The sequence below is a fragment of the Phycicoccus jejuensis genome (assembly GCF_000720925.1).
Lineage (GTDB): Bacteria > Actinomycetota > Actinomycetes > Actinomycetales > Dermatophilaceae > Phycicoccus > Phycicoccus jejuensis.
The window spans coordinates 356,414-375,504 of record NZ_JOEE01000004.1 but is presented as its reverse complement, the minus strand read 5'-3'; the positions used below and the strand labels follow the sequence as shown (position 1 = coordinate 375,504).

Here is a 19,091-nt window from a genome sequence, read left to right as displayed (position 1 = left end):
CTCAGCGCGTCTCGAGCACCCCGTCGTCGAGGCGCCCGAAGCGGGTCGTCGCGACGTCGTACGCGTAGCTCTGCACGACCCGCCACGGACGGCGCGACCCCTGCCGCGGCAGCAGGTGCGCCCCCCGCCGCACGTACCCCGACGTGAGGTCGAGCAGCGGCCGGTCCTCCCCGCCGGAGCCGTCCCACCGCGGCACCGCGACCGTCCGCCCCCGGCTTGTGAGGTGACCCAGCAGCTGGCACATCCACCGCGCCGTGAGGTCGGCGCGCAGCGTCCAGCTGGCGTTCGTGTAGCCCACGGCCAGGAACAGGTTGGGCACGTCCGAGAGCATGCAGCCCTTGTAGACGTGACGCGACGGCACGTCGACGACCTCCCCGTCGACGACCAGCTCCGCTCCCCCGGCGAGCTCCAGCCGCAGCCCGGTGGCGGTGACGACGACGTCGGCCGGCAGCACCCGGCCGTCCCCGGTCCGCACACCCTCGGCGACGAACGCGTCGACGGTCGAGGTGACGACCTCGGCCCGGTCCCCCGACAGCACGTCGAGCAGGTCCCCGTCGGGCGCCACGCACACGCGCTGGTCCCACGGGTCGTAACGCGGCGAGAAGTGCGTGTCGACGTCGTACCCGGCGGGCAGCCGTTCCTGCAGCCGCTTGCGCAGGACCTTCCGCCCGGCCGTCGGCCACCGCCGCAGCGCCTGGTAGCTGGCCGTCGCGAGCGCCACGTTCTTGCCCCGCACCAGATGGTGCGCCGCCCGCGCGGGCAGCACGCGGCGCGCGACGTCGGCCACCCGGTCGGCGCCCGGCAGCGCGGCGACGTAGCTCGGGCTGCGCTGGAGCATCGTCACGTGCGCCGCGCCCTGCTCGACGAGCGCCGGCACGAGCGTGATGGCCGTGGCCCCGCTGCCGACGACGACGAAGCGCCGGCCCGCGACCGGCATCCCCTCCGGCCAGTGCTGCGGGTGCACGACCTCCCCGCCGAACGACTCCTGGCCCGGGAACTCGACGACGTGCCCCGCGTCGTACGCGTAGTAACCCGTCGCGAGGTGCACGAAGCGCGCCCGGTGCTCGAGCACCTCCCCGTCGGACCACCGCGCGGTCACCGTCCACCGCTCCTCGTCCGGGGACCACGCGAGCCGCGTCACCCGCTGCCCGAGATGCGTCCGCTCGGTCACGCCGTACTCGTCGGCGGTCGCCCGGACGTACTCGAGGATCTCCGACGCGGGCGCGATCGAGCGGCGACCGCGCCACGGCCGGAACGGGAAGCCCAGCGTGTACATGTCCGAGTCCGAGCGGATGCCGGGATACCGGAAGAGGTCCCACGTGCCCCCGGTCGCCTCGCGCGCCTCGAGCACCGCCCAGGTCAGCTCGGGCCGCTCGGTCGCCAGCCGGCAGGCGGCGTCGATGCCGGAGATGCCGGCGCCGACGACCAGCACGTCGACGTCGAGCGGGGGCGGTCGCATCGGGTCCGGTGACACTCGCTCAGGCTAGGCCCGCCGTCGGCGCGCCGTGCGTCGAGGGTTGCCGCGCACCCCGGAACGTGCTCAGGGCCGCGTGCGACGATGAACGACATGACCACCCTCTCCGACTTCACCGCCACCACGCTCACCGGCGAGGAGCGCCCCCTGTCGACGTACGCCGGCGACGTCGTGCTCGTCGTCAACACCGCGAGCAAGTGCGGCTTCACGCCGCAGTACGCCGGTCTCGAGGCCCTCTACGACGAGCTCAAGGACGAGGGCTTCGTCGTGCTCGGTTTCCCGTGCAACCAGTTCGGGTCGCAGGAGCCGGGCAGCTCGGACGAGATCGGCGAGTTCTGCCAGATGAACTACGGCGTCTCCTTCCCGATGTTCGGCAAGGTCGACGTCAACGGCGACGACGCGCACCCGCTCTTCGAGTGGCTGAAGTCCGAGAAGAAGGGCCTGCTCGGCGGGCGCATCAAGTGGAACTTCACGAAGTTCCTCGTCGCCCGGGACGGCACGGTCGTCAAGCGCTACGCCCCGAACACCGAGCCGGCCGACCTCGCCGGTGACGTGCGCGCCGCCCTCGCCGCCCCCGCCCCGGCGTCACCGGACGGCGCGTGAGCGCCCTCGCGGCGCTCGTCCCGGTCGTCGTCCTCGGAGGCTTCCTCGCCTTCGTCTGGCACCGCCTGGCCGTCGCCCCGCGCTGGGGCCGGCGCTGGGTGCCGTGGCTGCTCGCGCTGGTGCTCGCGGCTCTCGTCGCGGCGGTGCTGGAGCAGTTCGACGTCTGGGGCGGCGCGTGGAGCGCCGGGACGATGCGGCCGGTCGCCTGGACCGGCGCCGCGTTCCTCGCGACGTGCCTCTACCTCTTCCTCGGCCTCGTGCCGGTGGCCCTCGTCAGCGGCGCGATCTGGCTGCTGCGGTGGCGCCACGACCACGGGCGCGACGCCCGGCGCCGGTTCAACCGGGTCGCCGCGCCGCTCGTCGCCGCCCTCGCCGTCGGCCTGACCGGCTACGGCGCCTGGGAGGCCTCGCGCCCCTCGGCCACGGCCTTCGAGGTCGCCTCCCCCGAGCTGCCCGCCCAGTTCGACGGGGCCAGGGTGGCGCTGCTCACCGACCTGCACGCCGGCGCCGTCCGCAGCGCCGGGTTCACCCGCACGGTCGTCGACCTCGTCAACGCCCAGCGGCCGGACGTCGTCGTCATCGCCGGTGACCTCGTCGACGGCACCGCCGCCCGCTACCGCCAGGAGATCGCGCCGCTCGCCGACCTCGAGGCCCCGCTCGGCGTGTACGTGACGACCGGCAACCACGAGATGTACCGCGACACCGCCAACTGGGTCGACGAGTTCCGCCGCCTCGGGCTGACCGTCCTCGCCAACGAGCACACGCCGCTCGAGCGTGACGGGGCGTCGATCACCCTCGCCGGCGTCCACGACTACTCGGGCACCGGCCCGTTCACGCCCGACCCCGACGCCGCCCTCTCGGGGGTCGACGCCGCCGGCTTCACCCTCTACGCGGCGCACCAGCCGCGCCAGGCCTTCGCCGTCGAGGGTCGCGGGGTCGACCTCCAGCTGTCCGGGCACACCCACGGCGGGCAGCTGTGGCCGATCCGCTACCTCGTGCCGCTCCAGCAGCCGATGGTCGACGGCGAGGCGACGGTCGCCGGGACGCGGGTCATCACCTCGCGCGGCGCCGGCGCGTGGGGGCCGGCCGTCCGGGTGCTCGCGCCGCCGGAGGTGCCGATCATCACGCTGAGGCGCTCGTGAGCGACGCCGGCACGGTCGTCGGCGACGACGGGCTCGCGCGTCCCGTCTGGGCCGCGAGCGACCCGCTGCTGCAGCACTACTACGACACCGAGTGGGGCATGCCGGTGCGCGACGAGCGCGGGCTGTTCGAGCGCCTCTCGCTCGAGGCGTTCCAGTCGGGGCTGTCGTGGGCGACCATCCTGCGCAAGCGGCCCGCCTTCCGGGCGGCGTTCGACGGATTCGACCCCGAGGTGGTCGCCCGCTACGGCGACGACGACGTCGCCCGGCTGATGGCCGACGCGGGCATCGTCCGCAACCGCGCCAAGGTGCTCGCGACGATCACGAACGCGCGCGCGACGCTCGACCTGCGCGACGACCCCGACGGCGACCTCGCCCGCTTCGTCTGGTCGTTCCGGCCGGCCGACACCCCCCGCCCGCAGACCCCCGCCGACGTGCCCACGAGCTCGCCGGAGTCCCTCGCCCTCTCGAAGGCGTTGAAGCGCAAGGGGTTCGTCTTCGTCGGCCCGACGACGATGTACGCCCTGATGGAGGCCGTCGGCATCGTCGACACCCACCTGCTCGGCAGCCACCGGCGCGGCACGAGCGGCGTCTGGCCGGGCTGACCGACCCTGCCCCCCGCACGACCGCGGCCCGGCCCTCCGTGCAGGAGGACCGGGCCGCGGCGTTCGTGCGGGACCCCGTGGGGGTCGGCGGCGCAGGTCAGCGGTGCAGGTCGAAGCGGTCGTTCTCCATGACCTGGACCCACGCGCCGACGAAGTCGTCGACGAAGCGCTGCTCGCCGTCGGCGCTGCCGTAGACCTCGGCGATGGCCCGCAGCTGCGGGTGCGAGCCGAGCACGAGCTCGACCGCGGTCGCCTGGCGGCCGTCGCTGCTGTCGTAGACGTTCGCGGTGTCGCGCGAGGTGCTCCACGTGACACCCGGCTCGAGGACCGCCGCGAGGACGTCGTTGGTCAGCTGCCCGGGGCGCTGGGTCAGCACGCCCACCGAGGTGTTGCCGTACGTCGCCCCGATGGCGCGCAGGCCACCGACGAGCGCGACCATCTGCGGCGCCGAGAGCCCGAGGACGTTCGCGCGGTCGAGCAGCAGCCCCTCCGGCGCGATCTTCTCCTCGTGGCGCAGGTAGCCGCGGAAGCCGTCGGCACGCGGCTCGAGGTAGGAGTACGACTCGACGTCGGTCAGCTCCTGCGTCGCGTCGGTGCGGCCCGGCGTGAACGGCACGGTGAGCTCGCGGCCGGCGTCGCGCGCCGCCTTCTCGATGCCGGCGGAGCCGCCGAGCACGATGAGGTCGGCGAGCGAGACGGTGCGCCCGCCCTTGCCGTCGAAGTCGCTCTTGACGCGACCGAGCACCTCGAGCACCGAGGCGAGCTCGGCCGGCTCGTTGACCTCCCACGAGCGCGCCGGCTCGAGGGCGATGCGGGCACCGTTCGCGCCGCCGCGCATGTCGGTCTTCCGGAACGAGGCCGCGGAAGCCCACGCCGTCTTGACGAGCTGCTGCACCGTGAGGCCGGAGGAGAGCAGGGCCTCCTTGAGGTCCGCGATGTCGGCGTCGGTCAGCGCCTCGCCGGACGCGGCGGGCACCGGGTCCTGCCAGAGCTGCGCCTCGGGCACCCACGGGCCGAGGAAGCGGTCGACCGGGCCCATGTCGCGGTGGAGCAGCTTGTACCAGGCCTTGGCGAAGGCGAGGCGGAACTCCTCGAAGTTCTCGTGGAAGCGCCGCGAGATCTTCTCGTACTCCGGGTCGAAGCGCAGCGACAGGTCGGTCGTGAGCATCGTCGGCTTGCGGCGCGCGGGCGTGCCGTCGGGGTCCGGGACCGAGTTCTCGGCGTCCTTGGCCTCCCACTGCCACGCACCGGCCGGGCTCTTGACGAGCTCCCACTCGTAGCCGAAGAGGTTGTCGAAGTAGAGGTTCGACCACTCGGTCGGCTTCTGGGTCCACGTGACCTCGAGGCCCGAGGTGATGGCGTCCATGCCCTTGCCGGAGCCGTACTCGCTCTTCCAGCCCAGGCCCATCGCGTGCACCGGGCAGCCGTTGGGCTCGGTGCCGACGAGGTCGGGGTCGCCCGCGCCGTGGGTCTTGCCGAAGGTGTGGCCGCCGGCGATGAGCGCAACGGTCTCCTCGTCGTTCATCGCCATCCGCTTGAACGTCTCACGGATGTCGCGGGCCGCCTTGACCGGGTCGGGCTCGCCGTTGGGGCCCTCCGGGTTGACGTAGATCAGGCCCATCTGGACCGCGCCGAGGGGGTTGGAGAGCTCGCGCTCGCCGCTGTAGCGCTCGTCGCCGAGCCAGGTGTCCTCGGTGCCCCAGTTGACCTCCTCGGGCTCCCAGACGTCGGTGCGGCCGAAGGCGAAGCCGAAGGTCTCGAAGCCCATGTCCTCAAGCGCGACGTTGCCGGCGAGGACGAGCAGGTCGGCCCAGGAGACCGCCTGGCCGTACTTCTGCTTGACCGGCCACAGCAGGCGACGGGCCTTGTCGAGGTTGGCGTTGTCCGGCCAGGAGTTCAGGGGCGCGAAGCGCTGCTGGCCGCGCCCGCCACCGCCGCGGCCGTCCTCGACCCGGTAGGTGCCGGCGGCGTGCCAGCTCATCCGGATGAAGAGCGGGCCGTAGTGGCCGTAGTCGGCCGGCCACCAGTCCTGCGAGGTGCGCATCACCTGGACGAGGTCGGCCTTGAGCGCGTCGACGTCGAGGCCGGAGAAGGCCTGCGCGTAGTCGAAGTCGGCGCCGAGCGGGTTGCCCTTCGGGCTGTTGGTGTGCAGGACCGAGAGGTCGAGCAGGTTGGGCCACCAGTCCTGGTTGGTGCGGGGGGCGCCCTTCTTCGGGGTGGGAGCGTCGATCGCCGGGTTCTCGCTCTCGCTGCCCTGCGCGGTCACGCCCTGCTGCTGGTCGGTCACGTCAGTCCATCTCCTGTTTCGGTGGGTGGTGCTGGTGCTGGTGCGGGTCGGGTGGTCGGGGGTCAGGCGGGCCGGGCCGCGGCGCAGTCGGGGCAGGTGCCCCAGTAGACGACCTCGGCCTCGTCGATCGCGAAGCCGTGGTCGTCGTCGGCCGTGAGGCAGGGGGCCTCGCCGACGGCGCAGTCGACGTCGGCGACGGCGCCGCAGGTGCGGCACACGACGTGGTGGTGGTTGTCGCCGACGCGCGCCTCGTAGCGCGCGACGGAGCCGGCGGGCTGGAAGGCGCGCACGAGGCGGGCCTGCGTCAGCGCGTGCAGCGAGTCGTAGACGGCCTGGTGCGACACGGCGGGCAGCGGCCCGCGGACGGCCCGCAGGATGCTTCCGGTGTCGGCGTGCGGGTGGGCGTGGACGGCGGCGAGGACCTCGAGCCGCGGCCGGGTGACCCGCAGACCGGCGTCGCGGAGCATCCCGGGGAGGTCCGTGTCGGCTGCCATGCCTGCCACCCTGCCGACTTTTCCTGAACGTGTCAAGACAAGCGTGTTCTGCTCCGGGGAACGCCCCGCGTCCGGCGGATGAACCGGCCCGGAGACGCAGGAACGGGCCGGCATGTCGCCGGCCCGTCCTGGTTCCACTGGTGGAGCTGAGGGGACCCCGTCGCTCGTTCCTCGCTCCTCCTCGAATCACTCCGTTCGATCGCACGACAAAGGGCCCGGCGGAAAGCGTGCCGGGCCCTACGTCGTGCGGTGGAGCTGAGGGGATTCGAACCCCTGACCCCCTCCATGCCATGGAGGTGCGCTACCAACTGCGCTACAGCCCCGAGTGGGTGTTCCCCCGAGGGGGCGTCGTGAAGTTTACAGATGCGGTGCCCCACTCCCAAATCGGCCTCACGGGGGCGAGGTCCCGGGCCGTGACGGCGCCCCGGAGGAGGCGTTCCAGGCCTGCAGCCGCCAGCCCTGGCGGCCCTCGACGAGCTCGGCCCAGTGACAGTTGCCGAGCGAGCCGAGCACCCGCCAGGCGAGCTCCTGCTCGAGCCCGAGCAGCCACGCGACGGCCGCCCGACCGGCGGCGCCGTGGGTCGAGACGACGACGCACTCCCCCGCCGCCATCGAGCCGACGAGCGCCTGCAGGCCCTCACCGACGCGGGCGACGACGTCGGCCATCGACTCGCCGTCGCCGCCGCGCGGGACGTCCTCGCCGCGCAGGACGGCGGCGCGCTCCTCCGGCCAGCGCTCGGTGACCTGGTCGTTGGTCAGGCCCTGCCAGGCGCCGGCGTGGATCTCGCGGAAGCGGGCGTCCTCGACGAGCGGGACGCCGCACGCGCGCGCGACGCTCTCGCCGGTGCGCCGGGCGCGCTGGAGGTCGGAGGTGACGACGCGCGAGGGGCGCAGCGGCGCGAGGGCCGGCCCGACCGCCGCGGCCTGCTGCTCACCGAGCTCGGACAGGGGGCTGTCGAGCTGCCCCTGCCAGATGCCGGCGGCGTTGTGGGTCGTCTCGCCGTGCCGCAGCACGACGAGCCGGCGCCGGCCGAGCCCGTCCGGGCTCACCGGCCGCCCTGCTCGGTGCCGACGACACCGAGGTCGAGGGCGGGGCAGTCGCGCCAGAGGCGCTCGAGCTCGTAGAACTCGCGCTCCTCGTCGTGCTGGACGTGGACGACGATGTCGCCGAAGTCGATGAGGACCCAGCGGCCCTCGCGCTGGCCCTCGCGGCGGATCGGCTTGACGCCGCGCTCGCGCAGGACGTCCTCGACCTCGTCGACGATCGAGCCGACCTGCCGCTCGGACTCGGCGGAGACGATGACGAAGACGTCGGTCAGCGCGAGCTGCTCGGAGACGTCGATGCCGGAGATGGTGGTCGCGAGCTTGTCGGAGGCCGCGGTGGCGGCCGCCTTCGCGAGCTCGAGCGAACGGTCGGACGCGGTCACGGTGCTCCTCGGTAGAGGTGGTACTTGCTGATGTACTGGACGACGCCGTCGGGGACGAGGTACCAGACCGGCTGGCCGGCCCGGACCCGGTCCCGGCAGTCGGTGGAGGAGATGGCCATGGCGGGCACCTCCTGGAGGGTGACGCGCTCCCCCGGCAGCCCCAGCTCGCTGAGGACGTACCCGGGGCGCGTCACGCCGACGAAGTGGGCGAGCTCGAAGAGCTCGTCCGCGTCCTTCCACGACAGGATCTGGGCCAGGGCGTCGGCGCCGGTGATGAAGAACAGCTCGGCGTCGGGGCGCTGGGCCCGCAGGTCACGGAGGGTGTCGACGGTGTAGGTGGGTCCCTCGCGGTCGATGTCGACGCGGGAGACGGTGAAGCCGGGGTTCGAGGCGGTCGCCACGACGGTCATGAGGTAGCGGTGCTCCGCGGGCGAGACCTCCCGCGCGTCCTTCTGCCACGGCTGGCCGGTGGGGACGAAGACGACCTCGTCGAGGCCGAGCAGCGTCTGGACCTCGGAGGCGGCGACGAGGTGGCCGTGGTGGACGGGGTCGAACGTCCCGCCCATCACCCCGAGGCGCACCGGGCGGTCGCTCAGTGGTGCCCCGGGTGCTCGGGCCAGTGCGTGTCCTCGTGCGCGCCGGCGTCGCCGGCGGCCGTGCGGCTGCCGGCGGGGGTGCCGTCGCCGTACTCGGGACGGGCGTACTTGTTGTGCGTCCCGCGGAAGGACCAGGTGACCCCGAGGAGGAAGGCGAAGGTGAGCAGCGCGATGATCCCGATCATCCACGGCGGGATGGGGAGCTCGCGGTGGGCTTCCTCGGCGGCGATCAGGAACGCGGTGCTCGACATGAGGGACAGCGTACCGTCCCCGTTGTCCACGGATTTCGTCCACAGGGGTGTGCACGAGCGGCGCTCCCCGCACCGCCGCCTGTGGACGACGGGGCCGCGGGGTGGGACGCCGACGGAAAGGCCGGCGAAGCGGTTGCACACCCACCCGTCCGGGGACTAGAACAGTCGCACGCCCCTTCGGCGGCCGAGGTCCGGCAAGGCCTACGGTCCGAGGCCGTCCCGGGGGTGGGTCGATCGGATAACGGCACGCCGTTCCCGGTCCGGGTCCTCCCGGTCCGGAACATCTGGACCTCTCGGGGGACGGATGCCGCGCGCGACGGCGCGGGTGCTGCGGCCGACGGCCCGGAGTCGAAGACCGTCCCCTCGGGGACGGCGCCACCGTCGCGTGGCACCTCTGTGCGGTTCGCCGTGGGGACTGACCGGCTCGAGTCCGACCGGCGGCACGGCCGTCGGCGCAGGGCCCCCGAATCTCATACTCGGGGGCCCTTCGCCTTCCGCGCGCACGCACAGGCGGATCACGGCGAGGCACAGGTCCCGCACGGGCTCGGCCTCTACCCTGAATGGCATGCCGCTCTCCCCCGTCCTCACGGTCGTCGTGCCGATGTACGACGAGCAGGAGGTGCTGCCGCTGTTCGTCGAGCGGCTGCGCCCCCTCGCCGAGTCCTGGGGCGTCCCCTACGAGGTCCTCTGCGTCGACGACGGCTCGACCGACGCCACGCCGGTCCTCCTCCAGCGCCTGCGCCGGGAGTGGCCGCAGCTGCGCGTCGTGCGCCTGCGGGCCAACTCCGGGCACCAGGCCGCCATCTCCGCCGGGCTGTCGCTGGCCCGCGGCGACTACGTCGTGACGATCGACGCCGACCTCCAGGACCCGCCCGAGACGATCGGCGAGATGCTCCGCGTGGCGCGCACCGAGGGCGTCGACGTCGTCTACGGCGTGCGTGAGGACCGCTCGAGCGACACCGCCTTCAAGCGCCTGACCGCCCGCGCCTTCTACCGCTCCATCCGGGCTCTGTCCGACGTCGACGCGCACGTCGACGCCGGTGACTTCCGGCTGATGTCCCGCGCCACCGTCGAGGCGGTCAACGCCCTGCCCGAGGGCAACCGGGTGCTGCGCCTCGTCGTGCCGGCGCTCGGCTTCCCCAGCGCCTCGGTCGGCTACCGGCGGGCCGCTCGCGCAGCGGGCGAGTCGAAGTACCCGCTGGCCAAGATGATCCGGCTCTCGGTCGACGCGGTCACCGGCTTCTCGATCGCCCCGCTGCGCTTCGCGACGTGGCTCGGGCTGCTCGGCGGCCTCGCCGCGCTCGTCGTCCTCGTCTACGCGCTCGTCGCGATGCTGCTCGGCAACACCCTCCCCGGCTGGACCTCGACCGTCGTCATCGTCGCGGCGGTCGGCGCCGTCCAGCTGCTCGCGCTCGGCATCCTCGGCGAGTACGTGGGGCGGACCTACTCCGCGCTCCAGGCGCGCCCGGCGTACTTCGTCGCGCACGACAGCCTCGAGCAGGACGCCGCGCGCGGCGACGAGGAGCATCCGCTCCCCCGCCCGGCGGCCTCGGGTCAGACGCGGACCTGACCGTCCCCCTCGACGACCCACTTGGTGGACGTCAGCTCGGGCAGGGCCATCGGGCCGCGGGCGTGCAGCTTCTGCGTCGAGATGCCGATCTCGGCCCCGAACCCGAACTCGCCGCCGTCGGTGAAGCGGGTGCTCGCGTTGACCATGACCGCGGCGGCGTCGACCTCGGCGGTGAAGCGACGCGCGGCCCCGCGGTCCTCGGTGACGATGGCCTCGGTGTGGCCGGAGCCGAACCGGCGGATGTGCGTCAGCGCGGCATCGAGGTCGTCGACGACGCCGACGGACATCTCGAGGCCGTGGAACTCCGTGGCGAAGTGCTCGTCCGTGGCGGCGTCGTGGGCCACCCCGGCCGCCCGCGCGCCGGCCGAGGCGCGCTCGTCGGTGTGCAGCACGACCCCCTCGGCCGCGAGCGCGGCGAGCGCCTTGGGCAGGAAGGCGTCGGCGACGGCGCGGTGGACCAACAGCGACTCGGCCGCGTTGCAGACGCTCGGGCGGTGCGTCTTGGCGTTGACCGCGATGGCCAGGGCCTTGTCGAGGTCCGCGGCGGCGTCGACGTAGACGTGGCAGTTGCCGATGCCGGTCTCGATGACGGGCACGGTCGAGCCGGTGACGACGGCCTGGATGAGGTCGGCGCCGCCGCGCGGGATGAGCAGGTCGACGAGACCGCGGGCCGTCATCAGCGCGGTGACGACCGAGTGGCCGCCGTCGAGCAGGGCGACCGCGTCGGCGGGCAGGCCCTGGCGCTCGAGCGCGGCCCGCAGGACGGCGACGGTGGCCAGGTTGGTCTCGGCCGCGGCGCTGCCGCCCCGCAGGATGACCGCGTTGCCGGACTTCAGGCCGAGGCCGGCGGCGTCGACGGTGACATTGGGCCGGGCCTCGTAGATCATCCCGACGACACCCATCGGCACCCGCACCTGGCGGATCTGCAGCCCGTTGGCCAGCGTCGAGCCGCGGACGACCTCGCCGACCGGGTCGGGCAGGGCGGCGATGTCGCGCAGCGCCTGGGCGACGGCCGCGACGCGCGGGGGGTCCAGTCGCAGCCGGTCCTGAAGGCTCTCGGGCATCCCGTGCTCGCGCCCGCGGGCGAGGTCGCGCTCGTTGGCGGCGACGACCTCGTCGGTGGCGGCGTCGAGGGCGTCGGCGAGCGCGTGGAGGGCGGCGTCCTTCTCGGCGCGCGAGAGCAGGGCGAGGCGGCGGGAGGCGGTGCGGGCGGCCTCGGCGAGGACGCGGACCTGCTCGACGTCGGCGGCGCTGGGCCCCTGGTCGGCCCCGGTGGCGGTGCGGTCGGACATGCGCCAAGGGTAGGCCCGGCCCCCGACGGGGGTCGCGGCACTTCCGGCGGGCGGGACGGTGACAGGATGGAGGGCGTGACGACCATCCTGTCCATCCAGTCCTCCGTCGCGTACGGCCACGTCGGCAACTCCGCGGCGGTGTTCCCCCTGCAGCGGCTCGGCGTCGAGGTGTGGCCCGTCCACACGGTGCACTTCTCGAACCACACCGGCTACGGCGCGTGGCGCGGCCCGCTCATGCCGCCGGAGGACGTCCGCGAGGTCGTCACCGGCATCGAGGAGCGCGAGGCCCTCGGCGAGGTCGACGCGGTGCTGTCGGGCTACCAGGGCGGCGAGCAGATCGGCGAGGTCGTCCTCGACGCCGTCGCGCGCACCAAGGCCGCGAACCCCTCGGCGATCTACGCCTGCGACCCGGTCATGGGCAACGCGAAGTCGGGCTGCTTCGTGCACCCGGCCATCCCGGTCCTGCTGCGCGAGAAGGTCGTCCCGCAGGCCGACCTCATCACGCCGAACCAGTTCGAGCTCGGCTTCCTCACCGAGACCGAGCCGGGCGACCTCGACTCCACGCTGGCCTCCGTCGAGGCCGCGCGGGCGATGGGCCCCTCGACCGTGCTCGTCACGTCGGTGCTGCGGCCCGACCGTCCCGAGGACACCATCGAGATGCTCGCGGTGCACGAGGACGGCGCGTGGATCGTCCGCACCCCGCACCTGCCGCTCAAGGCCAACGGGTCGGGCGACGTGACGGCGGCGCTCTTCACGGCGCACCTGCTCGAGACCGGCGACGCCGGCGTCGCGCTCGGGCGCACCGTGTCGTCGGTGTTCGACCTGCTGCAGCGCACCCTCGACTCCGGCCGGCGCGAGCTCCAGCTCGTCCAGAGCCAGGAGGAGATCGCGCACCCGCGGATGCAGTTCGAGGTCGAGCGCATCCGCTGACGCGTCCGCAGCCGCATCACGGACCTCACGCGTATCGGGTGACCCGATACCGCTGCGCTTCACCCCGGAACGGTTCCGGGGTACGGCGCGGTCGTATCGGGTGACCCGATACGCGTGCGACAGGTGGGGTCAGAGGACGACGAGGTCGTCGCGGTGGACGACCTCGCGCTCGTACCCCGGGCCGAGCTCGCGGGCGAGGTCGCGCGTCGAGCGGCCGAGCAGCCGCGGCAGCTCCGTCGAGGCGTAGGTGACGAGCCCGCGGGCGATGACGCGGCCGTCCGTGGCGCAGACGTCGACCGGGTCGCCCGCGGCGAACGAGCCGACGACCTCGGTGATACCGGCCGGCAGGAGCGAGGTGCGCCGCTCGGTCACCGCGGTGACGGCGCCGTCGTCGATGACCAGCCGCCCCTTGGCCGACGTGGCGTGGGCCAGCCAACGCTTGCGCGAGGCCCGCGTCGCGGCGGCCGGCGCGAAGACGGTGCCCACGTCGGCGCCGTCGAGGCCGGCGGCGACGTCGGCGAGCCGGGTCAGGAGGGTCGGGATGCCCGCGGCGCCGGCGATGCCCGCGGCCTCGACCTTGGTCACCATCCCGCCGCTGCCGACGGCCGAGCCGGTGCCGCCGATCGTCACGGCCTCGAGGTCGGCGTCCGTCGCGACGAGCGGGACCCGCTGCGAGCCGCCCTTCGACGGCGGGCCGTCGTAGAGGCTGTCGACGTCGGTGAGGAGGACGAGCCCGTCGGCGCCCACGAGGTCGGCGACGACCGCGGCGAGGCGGTCGTTGTCGCCGAAGCGGATCTCCTGCGTGGCCACCGTGTCGTTCTCGTTGACGATCGGGACGATGCCGAGCTCGAGCAGCCGCTCGAGGGTGCGCCGGGCGTTCGTGTAGTGGCTGCGGCGGGTCGTGTCGTCGGCGGTGAGCAGGACCTGGCCCACGGTCAGGCCGTGCCGCGCGAAGGCCGCCTGGTAGGCCGCGACGAGCGCACCCTGGCCGACCGACGCGGCGGCCTGCTGGGTCGCGAGGTCGGTGGGGCGCCGGTCCAGCCCGAGCGGGCCGATACCGGCGGCGATGGCGCCCGAGGACACGAGCACGACCTGGTGCCCGGCGGCGCGGCGCCCGGCGAGGACGTCGACGAGCGCCCCGAGCGCGTCGAGGTCGAGGCGCCCGCCGTCGGCGCTCGTCAGGGACGAGGAGCCGACCTTGACGACGAGGCGGCGGCCCGCCCCCACGGCACGGCGCAGGGCGGCGGCAGCGGTGGCGGGCACGGGCGTCAGTCCTCGTCCCGGGCCGTGGCCCAGTGGCCGGCGCGGCGCTCGGCGGCGAGCTCGTCGCGGGCCGCGGTCTGCGCGTCCTTGCGGCCGTGGAACTCGTCGCGCTTCTCGGCGCGGGTCTTGCGCCCGGAGTCCTCGAAGCGCACGTCGGTGCCGCGCGGGCCGGCCAGCAGCTCGGCGCCGCTCGCCATCGTCGGCTCCCAGTCGAAGACGACCGCGTCCTCGAGCGGGCCGATGAGGACGGTCGAGCCCGAGACGGCGCCGGCCTTGAGCAGCGCCTCCTCGACCCCGAGCCGGCTCAGCCGGTCGGCGAGGTAGCCGACGGCCTCGTCGTTGGAGAAGTCGGTCTGGCGCACCCAGCGCGTCGGCCGGTCCCCGAGGACGCGGAAGACCTCGCCTTCCGGCGTGTCCTCGCGGCGCACGTGGAAGCCGCTGTCGTCGACGGCCTTCGGGCGGATGACGGCGCGCGGCCGCTCGACGACGGCGGCCTCGAGCTCGGCGCGGGCCTGCGCGACGTGGCGCGCGAGGGCGAAGGTCAGCTCCCGCAGGCCGGTGTGGGCGACGGCGGAGACGACGAACACCTCGAGGCCGCGCTCCTCGAGCATCGGCTTGACCATCTCGGCGAGGTCGCGGGCCTCGGGCACGTCGGCCTTGTTGAGCACGACGATGCGCGTGCGCTCGGACAGCGGGCGGCCGCCGAGGCTGTCGTCGGAGACGTACGCGGCGAGCTCGGCCTCGATGACGTCGAGGTCGGTCATCGGGTCGCGGCCCGGCTCGAGGGTGGCGCAGTCGACGACGTGGACGAGCACCGAGCAGCGCTCGACGTGGCGAAGGAACTCCAGGCCGAGGCCCTTGCCCTCGCTCGCGCCGGGGATGAGGCCGGGGACGTCGGCGATCGTGTAGCGCTCCGAACCGGCCGTCACGACACCGAGGTTCGGCACGAGCGTCGTGAACGGGTAGTCGGCGATCTTGGGGCGGGCAGCCGAGACGACGGAGACGAGCGAGGACTTGCCGGCGCTCGGGAAGCCGATGAGCGCGACGTCGGCGAGCGACTTGAGCTCGAGGACGACGTCGAGGGCCTCCCCCGGCTCGCCGAGCAGCGCGAAGCCCGGCGCCTTGCGGCGGGCGCTGGCGAGCGCCTTGTTGCCCAGGCCGCCGCGGCCGCCGCGGGCGACGACGTAGGTGGCGTCGAAGCCGACGAGGTCGGCGAGCACCTCGCCGTCGGCGCCCTTGACGACGGTGCCCTCGGGGACGGAGAGGACGAGGTCGGCGCCGTCGGCACCGTTGCGCTCGTCACCGGCCCCCGGCTTGCCGTTCTCGGCCCGGCGGTGCGGCGTGTGGTGGTAGTCGAGGAGCGTCGTGGCCTGCGGGTCGACCGCGATGACCACGGAGCCACCCCGGCCGCCGTTGCCGCCGTCGGGACCGCCGAGCGGCTTGAACTTCTCGCGCTTGACGGATGCCACCCCGTGCCCACCGTTGCCGGCGGAGACGTGGAGGACGACGCGGTCGACGAAGGTCGCCATCGCGGTGGGGCTCCTGACTGTGGGATGCGACGAGGGGCGGGCCGATCGCGGCCCGCCCCTCGGGTGGTGCGTGGTGCCGGGCCCGGGGGCCCGGCGAGGCGTCACACCGCGACGGTCTCCACCGGCGTGATGTTGACGGTCTTGCGGCCGCGCTTGGTGCCGAAGGTCACCGCGCCCGGGACGAGCGCGAACAGCGTGTCGTCGCCGCCACGGCCGACGCCGTCGCCGGGGTGGAAGTGGGTGCCGCGCTGGCGGACGATGATCTCGCCGGCCTTGACGACCTGGCCGCCGTAGCGCTTGACGCCGAGGTACTGGGGGTTGGAGTCACGACCGTTGCGGGTCGAGGACGCACCCTTCTTGTGTGCCATGTCTGTGGTTCCTGTCCGTGAGGTCCGAGCGAGGTGCTCAGGCGTCGATCGCGGTGATCTTGACCTGGGTGAGCGGCTGGCGGTGGCCCTGGCGCTTCCGGTAGCCGGTCTTGTTCTTGTACTTGAGGATCGTGATCTTCGGGCCCTTGGCGGCCTTCACGACCTCGGCCGTCACGGTGACCTTGGCGAGCTTCGCGGCGTCGCTCGTGACGGTCCCACCGTCGACGAGGAGCGGGGGGGGCCCCCCTCAAAACCGGGGGGCCCCCCCCGCCGCGGTCCGGGTCGTGCCTGCCGGGCTCGGTCAGGCGTCGCCGTCGGCTGCGGCCTCGACCGCCGCCGGCGGGGGGCCGGCCGGGGCGACGACGCGTCCGCGCTTGCGCCGGGTCCGCGGCGCCGGCGCGGCGGCCGGGGCCTCGACGACGGGCGCCGGGGCCGGCTCGGCGACGGGCGCGGGCGCCTCGGCCACCGGGGCGGTCTCGGCGGGCTGCTCGGCCACCGGCTGCGGGTCGGCGTCGGGCGCGGTGACGGCCGCCACCTCGGCGGCGATCTCCGTGGCGACGTCGGCCGGGTCGGTGTGCTTGAGCGCGGCGGCGTGGGCGGCCGCGGCGATCTGCGCGGCGGTCGGGCCGCCGGCCGGGCGCGCGGGCTCGGGCGCGGGCGCCTCCTTCGCCGGCTGCGGGGAGCCACCGGACGAGGACCCGTTGCCGCCCCGGCGACCGCGGCCCGACGAGCGGCCGGAGTCGCCGCCGGAGCCGTTGCCGCCACCGTGGCCGCCGCCGGAGCGGTCGACCGGCTCGGTGTGGACGACGATGCCGCGCCCGCTGCAGTGCTCGCACTGCTCGGAGAAGACCTCGATGAGGCCGGAGCCGACGCGCTTGCGGGTCATCTGGACCAGGCCGAGGGAGGTGACCTCGGCGACCTGGTGCTTGGTGCGGTCGCGCCCGAGGCACTCGAGCAGGCGCCGGACCACGAGGTCGCGGTTGGACTCCAGCACCATGTCGATGAAGTCGATGACGATGATGCCGCCGATGTCGCGCAAGCGGAGCTGGCGGACGATCTCCTCGGCGGCCTCGAGGTTGTTCTTCGTCACCGTCTCCTCGAGGTTGCCCCCGGAGCCGACGAACTTGCCGGTGTTGACGTCGACGACGGTCATCGCCTCGGTGCGGTCGATGACGAGCGAGCCGCCCGAGGGCAGCCAGACCTTACGGTCCATCGCCTTGGCGATCTGCTCGTCGATGCGGTGGGCCGCGAAGACGTCGTCGTCGGAGGTCCACCGCGAGACGCGCGCGGCCAGGTCGGGCGCGACGTCCTCGACGTACTCGCTGACCTCGCCCCAGGCCTTCTCGCCGGAGACGACGAGCGAGGAGAAGTCCTCGGTGAAGACGTCGCGGATGACGCGGATGGTGAGGTCGGGCTCGCCGTGCAGGAGCGCGGGCGCTCCCCCGCTGCCGGACTTCTTCGCCTTGGCGGACGCCGCCTTCTTCTCGATGCGCTCCCACTGCTTCATGAGGCGCTCGACGTCGGCCTTGAGGTCGGCCTCGGAGGCACCCTCGGCGGCGGTGCGGACGATGACGCCGGCGCCGTCCGGCACGACCTCCTTGAGGATCGCCTTGAGGCGGGCGCGCTCGGTGTCGGGGAGCTTGCGCGAGATGCCCGTCATCGAGCCCTCGGGCACGTAGACGACGTAGCGGCCGGGCAGGCTGATCTGCGAGGTGAGCCGCGCGCCCTTGTGGCCGATCGGGTCCTTGGTCACCTGGACGAGGACGGTGTCGCCGGAGGAGAGGGCGTTCTCGATGCGCTTGGCCTGGTTGACCTCGAGCCCGGCGGCGTCCCAGTTGACCTCGCCGGCGTAGAGCACGGCGTTGCGGCCCTTGCCGATGTCGACGAAGGCGGCCTCCATCGAGGGCAGGACGTTCTGGACGCGGCCGAGGTAGACGTTGCCGGCCATCGACGCGGTGGTCTCGCGGGAGACGTAGTGCTCGACGAGCACGCCGTCCTCGAGGACCCCGATCTGGGTGCGGCCCTCGCGGCCCCGGACGACCATCGTCCGCTCGACGCTCTCGCGGCGGGCGAGGAACTCGGCCTCGGTGATGATCGTGCGGCGCCGGCCGGCCTCGCGGCCCTCGCGGCGGCGCTGCTTCTTGGCCTCGAGGCGGGTCGAGCCCTTGACGGCCGTCGGCTCGTCGCGCTCGGCGCGCGGCTCGCGGACCTTGGTGACGGTGCCGGGCGGGTCGTCGCCCTCGCCGCCCGCTCCCCCGCGGCGGCGGCGGCGACGGCGGCGGCTCGAGGAGGAGTCGCCGTCGCCCTCGGCCTCGGTGTCGTCGGCGGCCTGGCGACCCCCGCGGCCACCGCGGGCCGGGGCGTCGTCGTCGGCGGCGGGGGTCTCGGTGTCCTTCTCGGCGGCGGGCGCCTGCTCGTCCTCGCCCTTGCCGCGGGCGCGGCGGCCGCGGCCACCGCGACGACGGCGGCCGCGGGAGCCGCCCTCGCCCTCGTCGGTGGCGTCGGCGGGGGCGGGACGCTCGGCGGTGGTCTCGTCGGAGGCCTGCTCGGCGGCGGCGGGGGCCGTCTCGGCCGGCTCCTCGGCGCGCTCGGCGGGCGCCTCGGCCGGGGCCTGCGCGGGCGAGGTGGCCCGGCGGCGGCGCGGGGCGACCGTGACCTCGGGGGCCTGGAAGACCAGGCCGAAGGCGGGGCCGGCGGGCGCGGGCTCCTCGGCGGCGGGCGCCTCGGCCGTCGGCTCGGCGGCCGCGTCCTCCTCCTCGGGCTCCTCGACGGGGACGAGCTCGGGCAGGGGCTCGGCGACCGGCTCGACGACGAGGTCGAGGGTCTGCGCGGCCGCGGCCTTCTTCGAGGTCTTCTTGCGGGCGGCGGCCTTGCGCTTGGGCTTGGCCGGGGCCTCGTCCTCGGCGGCCGCGGGGGCGTCAACCGGGGCGTCCGCGGCGGGGGCGGCGTCCGTCGCCTCGACGGCGGGCGCCGGCTCCGGGGCGGCGGCCTTCTTCGTGGCCCGCTTGCGCGGGGCCCGCTTCTTCGGCGCGGGCGCCTGGGCGGCCTCGTCGCCGCTGCTCGCCTCGACGGGCGTCGCGTCGGCGTCGGTGGTGGTGGTCGGGTCGGTCTCGGAAGCCATGACGGCCCCTTTCGTCACCCGCGGGCCGTCGACCACACCGGGGACGCCCTGGGGCGGCTCCTCGCCGGCCGTGCGGTGCACGATCGGATCGTATGGGCCGAGCGGCCCGCACGGAAGTCAGCTGCTGCCTCGATCGGCTCGC

General features: G+C 74.3%; 17 protein-coding genes, 1 tRNA gene and 1 pseudogene. 5 read left to right on the top strand and 14 right to left on the bottom strand.

Annotated features, from left to right (window positions below; genetic code table 11):
- Nucleotide 1: 1 nt before the first annotated feature.
- The gene (locus tag IG69_RS0110275) at nucleotides 2-1,474 is read right to left on the bottom strand and encodes a flavin-containing monooxygenase (protein ID WP_245616121.1); all 1,473 of its coding nucleotides are present in this window, start codon (nucleotides 1,472-1,474) and stop codon (nucleotides 2-4) included.
- 93 nt (nucleotides 1,475-1,567) lie between these two features.
- Here IG69_RS0110275 and IG69_RS0110270 point away from each other — a divergent pair, with 93 nt between their 5' ends.
- Genes IG69_RS0110270 through IG69_RS0110260 form a run of 3 tightly spaced genes read left to right on the top strand, consistent with a single transcriptional unit; the run spans nucleotide 1,568 to nucleotide 3,821 of the window.
- Entirely contained in the window at nucleotides 1,568-2,077 is a 510-nt protein-coding gene (locus tag IG69_RS0110270; protein WP_030528075.1) for a glutathione peroxidase, read from the top strand.
- On the top strand, nucleotides 2,074-3,219 hold the full coding sequence (locus tag IG69_RS0110265) for a metallophosphoesterase (RefSeq protein ID WP_030528074.1): 1,146 nt from the start codon (nucleotides 2,074-2,076) through the stop codon (nucleotides 3,217-3,219). The genes IG69_RS0110270 and IG69_RS0110265 overlap by 4 nt, the downstream gene beginning before the upstream one ends.
- Nucleotides 3,216-3,821 carry a DNA-3-methyladenine glycosylase I gene (locus IG69_RS0110260; RefSeq protein WP_030528073.1) on the top strand — a complete coding sequence of 202 codons (606 nt, stop codon included), beginning with the start codon at nucleotides 3,216-3,218 and terminating at the stop codon, nucleotides 3,819-3,821. The genes IG69_RS0110265 and IG69_RS0110260 overlap by 4 nt, the downstream gene beginning before the upstream one ends.
- Before the next feature lie 97 nt (nucleotides 3,822-3,918).
- Here IG69_RS0110260 and katG read toward each other — a convergent pair whose 3' ends face one another.
- The 7 genes from katG to IG69_RS0110225 form a co-directional block, all read right to left on the bottom strand.
- A complete protein-coding gene (gene katG, locus IG69_RS0110255) occupies nucleotides 3,919-6,108 on the bottom strand; it encodes a catalase/peroxidase HPI (protein WP_030528072.1) in 2,190 nt (729 codons plus the stop codon).
- Nucleotides 6,109-6,170: 62 nt separating this feature from the next.
- Nucleotides 6,171-6,602, bottom strand: a complete 432-nt coding sequence (locus IG69_RS0110250) for a Fur family transcriptional regulator (RefSeq protein WP_030528071.1) — start codon at nucleotides 6,600-6,602, stop codon at nucleotides 6,171-6,173.
- Nucleotides 6,603-6,852: 250 nt separating this feature from the next.
- Nucleotides 6,853-6,925, bottom strand: a tRNA-Ala gene (locus IG69_RS0110245).
- Nucleotides 6,926-6,992: 67 nt separating this feature from the next.
- Nucleotides 6,993-7,652, bottom strand: a complete 660-nt coding sequence (locus tag IG69_RS0110240; RefSeq protein WP_030528070.1) for a histidine phosphatase family protein — start codon at nucleotides 7,650-7,652, stop codon at nucleotides 6,993-6,995.
- On the bottom strand, nucleotides 7,649-8,029 hold the full coding sequence (gene rsfS / locus IG69_RS0110235; RefSeq protein ID WP_030528069.1) for a ribosome silencing factor: 381 nt from the start codon (nucleotides 8,027-8,029) through the stop codon (nucleotides 7,649-7,651). The genes IG69_RS0110240 and rsfS overlap by 4 nt, the downstream gene beginning before the upstream one ends.
- Nucleotides 8,026-8,610 carry a nicotinate-nucleotide adenylyltransferase gene (gene nadD, locus IG69_RS0110230; RefSeq protein WP_256437909.1) on the bottom strand — a complete coding sequence of 195 codons (585 nt, stop codon included), beginning with the start codon at nucleotides 8,608-8,610 and terminating at the stop codon, nucleotides 8,026-8,028. The genes rsfS and nadD overlap by 4 nt, the downstream gene beginning before the upstream one ends.
- Nucleotides 8,611-8,621: 11 nt before the next feature.
- Complete coding sequence (locus IG69_RS0110225; RefSeq protein ID WP_030528067.1) at nucleotides 8,622-8,876, bottom strand: hypothetical protein; 255 nt, start codon at nucleotides 8,874-8,876, stop codon at nucleotides 8,622-8,624.
- 565 nt (nucleotides 8,877-9,441) lie between these two features.
- Here IG69_RS0110225 and IG69_RS0110220 point away from each other — a divergent pair.
- Nucleotides 9,442-10,446 (top strand): glycosyltransferase family 2 protein, encoded by a 1,005-nt coding sequence (locus tag IG69_RS0110220; RefSeq protein WP_051750415.1) that lies wholly within the window; start codon nucleotides 9,442-9,444, stop codon nucleotides 10,444-10,446.
- Here IG69_RS0110220 and IG69_RS0110215 read toward each other — a convergent pair.
- Nucleotides 10,431-11,738 (bottom strand): glutamate-5-semialdehyde dehydrogenase, encoded by a 1,308-nt coding sequence (locus IG69_RS0110215; RefSeq protein WP_030528065.1) that lies wholly within the window; start codon nucleotides 11,736-11,738, stop codon nucleotides 10,431-10,433. The two genes, IG69_RS0110220 and IG69_RS0110215, sit on opposite strands and share 16 nt — an antisense overlap.
- A 75-nt stretch (nucleotides 11,739-11,813) precedes the next feature.
- Here IG69_RS0110215 and pdxY point away from each other — a divergent pair, with 75 nt between their 5' ends.
- On the top strand, nucleotides 11,814-12,668 hold the full coding sequence (gene pdxY, locus IG69_RS0110210; RefSeq protein ID WP_242525589.1) for a pyridoxal kinase PdxY: 855 nt from the start codon (nucleotides 11,814-11,816) through the stop codon (nucleotides 12,666-12,668).
- 129 nt (nucleotides 12,669-12,797) lie between these two features.
- Here pdxY and proB read toward each other — a convergent pair whose 3' ends face one another.
- The 5 genes and pseudogenes from proB to IG69_RS0110185 all read right to left on the bottom strand — a co-directional run bounded on the left by proB (nucleotide 12,798) and on the right by IG69_RS0110185 (nucleotide 18,949).
- Nucleotides 12,798-13,931, bottom strand: a complete 1,134-nt coding sequence (proB, locus tag IG69_RS0110205; protein ID WP_051750414.1) for a glutamate 5-kinase — start codon at nucleotides 13,929-13,931, stop codon at nucleotides 12,798-12,800.
- 5 nt (nucleotides 13,932-13,936) lie between these two features.
- Entirely contained in the window at nucleotides 13,937-15,460 is a 1,524-nt protein-coding gene (gene obgE, locus IG69_RS0110200) for a GTPase ObgE (RefSeq protein ID WP_030528062.1), read from the bottom strand.
- A 101-nt stretch (nucleotides 15,461-15,561) separates the two neighbouring features.
- Nucleotides 15,562-15,828, bottom strand: coding sequence for a 50S ribosomal protein L27 (gene rpmA, locus IG69_RS0110195; RefSeq protein WP_030528061.1), 267 nt, complete (start codon nucleotides 15,826-15,828; stop codon nucleotides 15,562-15,564).
- A 37-nt stretch (nucleotides 15,829-15,865) separates the two neighbouring features.
- Nucleotides 15,866-16,066, bottom strand: a pseudogene (rplU, locus tag IG69_RS0110190) (50S ribosomal protein L21); the annotation flags it as partial.
- Nucleotides 16,067-16,129: 63 nt separating this feature from the next.
- Nucleotides 16,130-18,949, bottom strand: coding sequence for an Rne/Rng family ribonuclease (locus IG69_RS0110185; protein ID WP_084696744.1), 2,820 nt, complete (start codon nucleotides 18,947-18,949; stop codon nucleotides 16,130-16,132).
- Nucleotides 18,950-19,091: the final 142 nt, after the last annotated feature.

Bases quoted from the DNA above. Each gene is read 5' to 3' on its own strand.
- IG69_RS0110270 (WP_030528075.1), top strand. From the start codon at position 1,568: ATGACCACCCTCTCCGACTTCACCGCCACCACGCTCACCGGCGAGGAG.
- IG69_RS0110250 (WP_030528071.1), bottom strand. From the start codon at position 6,602: ATGGCAGCCGACACGGACCTCCCCGGGATGCTCCGCGACGCCGGTCTG.
- IG69_RS0110225 (WP_030528067.1), bottom strand. From the start codon at position 8,876: ATGTCGAGCACCGCGTTCCTGATCGCCGCCGAGGAAGCCCACCGCGAG.
- IG69_RS0110220 (WP_051750415.1), top strand. From the start codon at position 9,442: ATGCCGCTCTCCCCCGTCCTCACGGTCGTCGTGCCGATGTACGACGAG.
- IG69_RS0110215 (WP_030528065.1), bottom strand. From the start codon at position 11,738: ATGTCCGACCGCACCGCCACCGGGGCCGACCAGGGGCCCAGCGCCGCC.
- obgE (WP_030528062.1), bottom strand. From the start codon at position 15,460: ATGGCGACCTTCGTCGACCGCGTCGTCCTCCACGTCTCCGCCGGCAAC.
- rpmA (WP_030528061.1), bottom strand. From the start codon at position 15,828: ATGGCACACAAGAAGGGTGCGTCCTCGACCCGCAACGGTCGTGACTCC.
- IG69_RS0110185 (WP_084696744.1), bottom strand. From the start codon at position 18,949: ATGGCTTCCGAGACCGACCCGACCACCACCACCGACGCCGACGCGACG.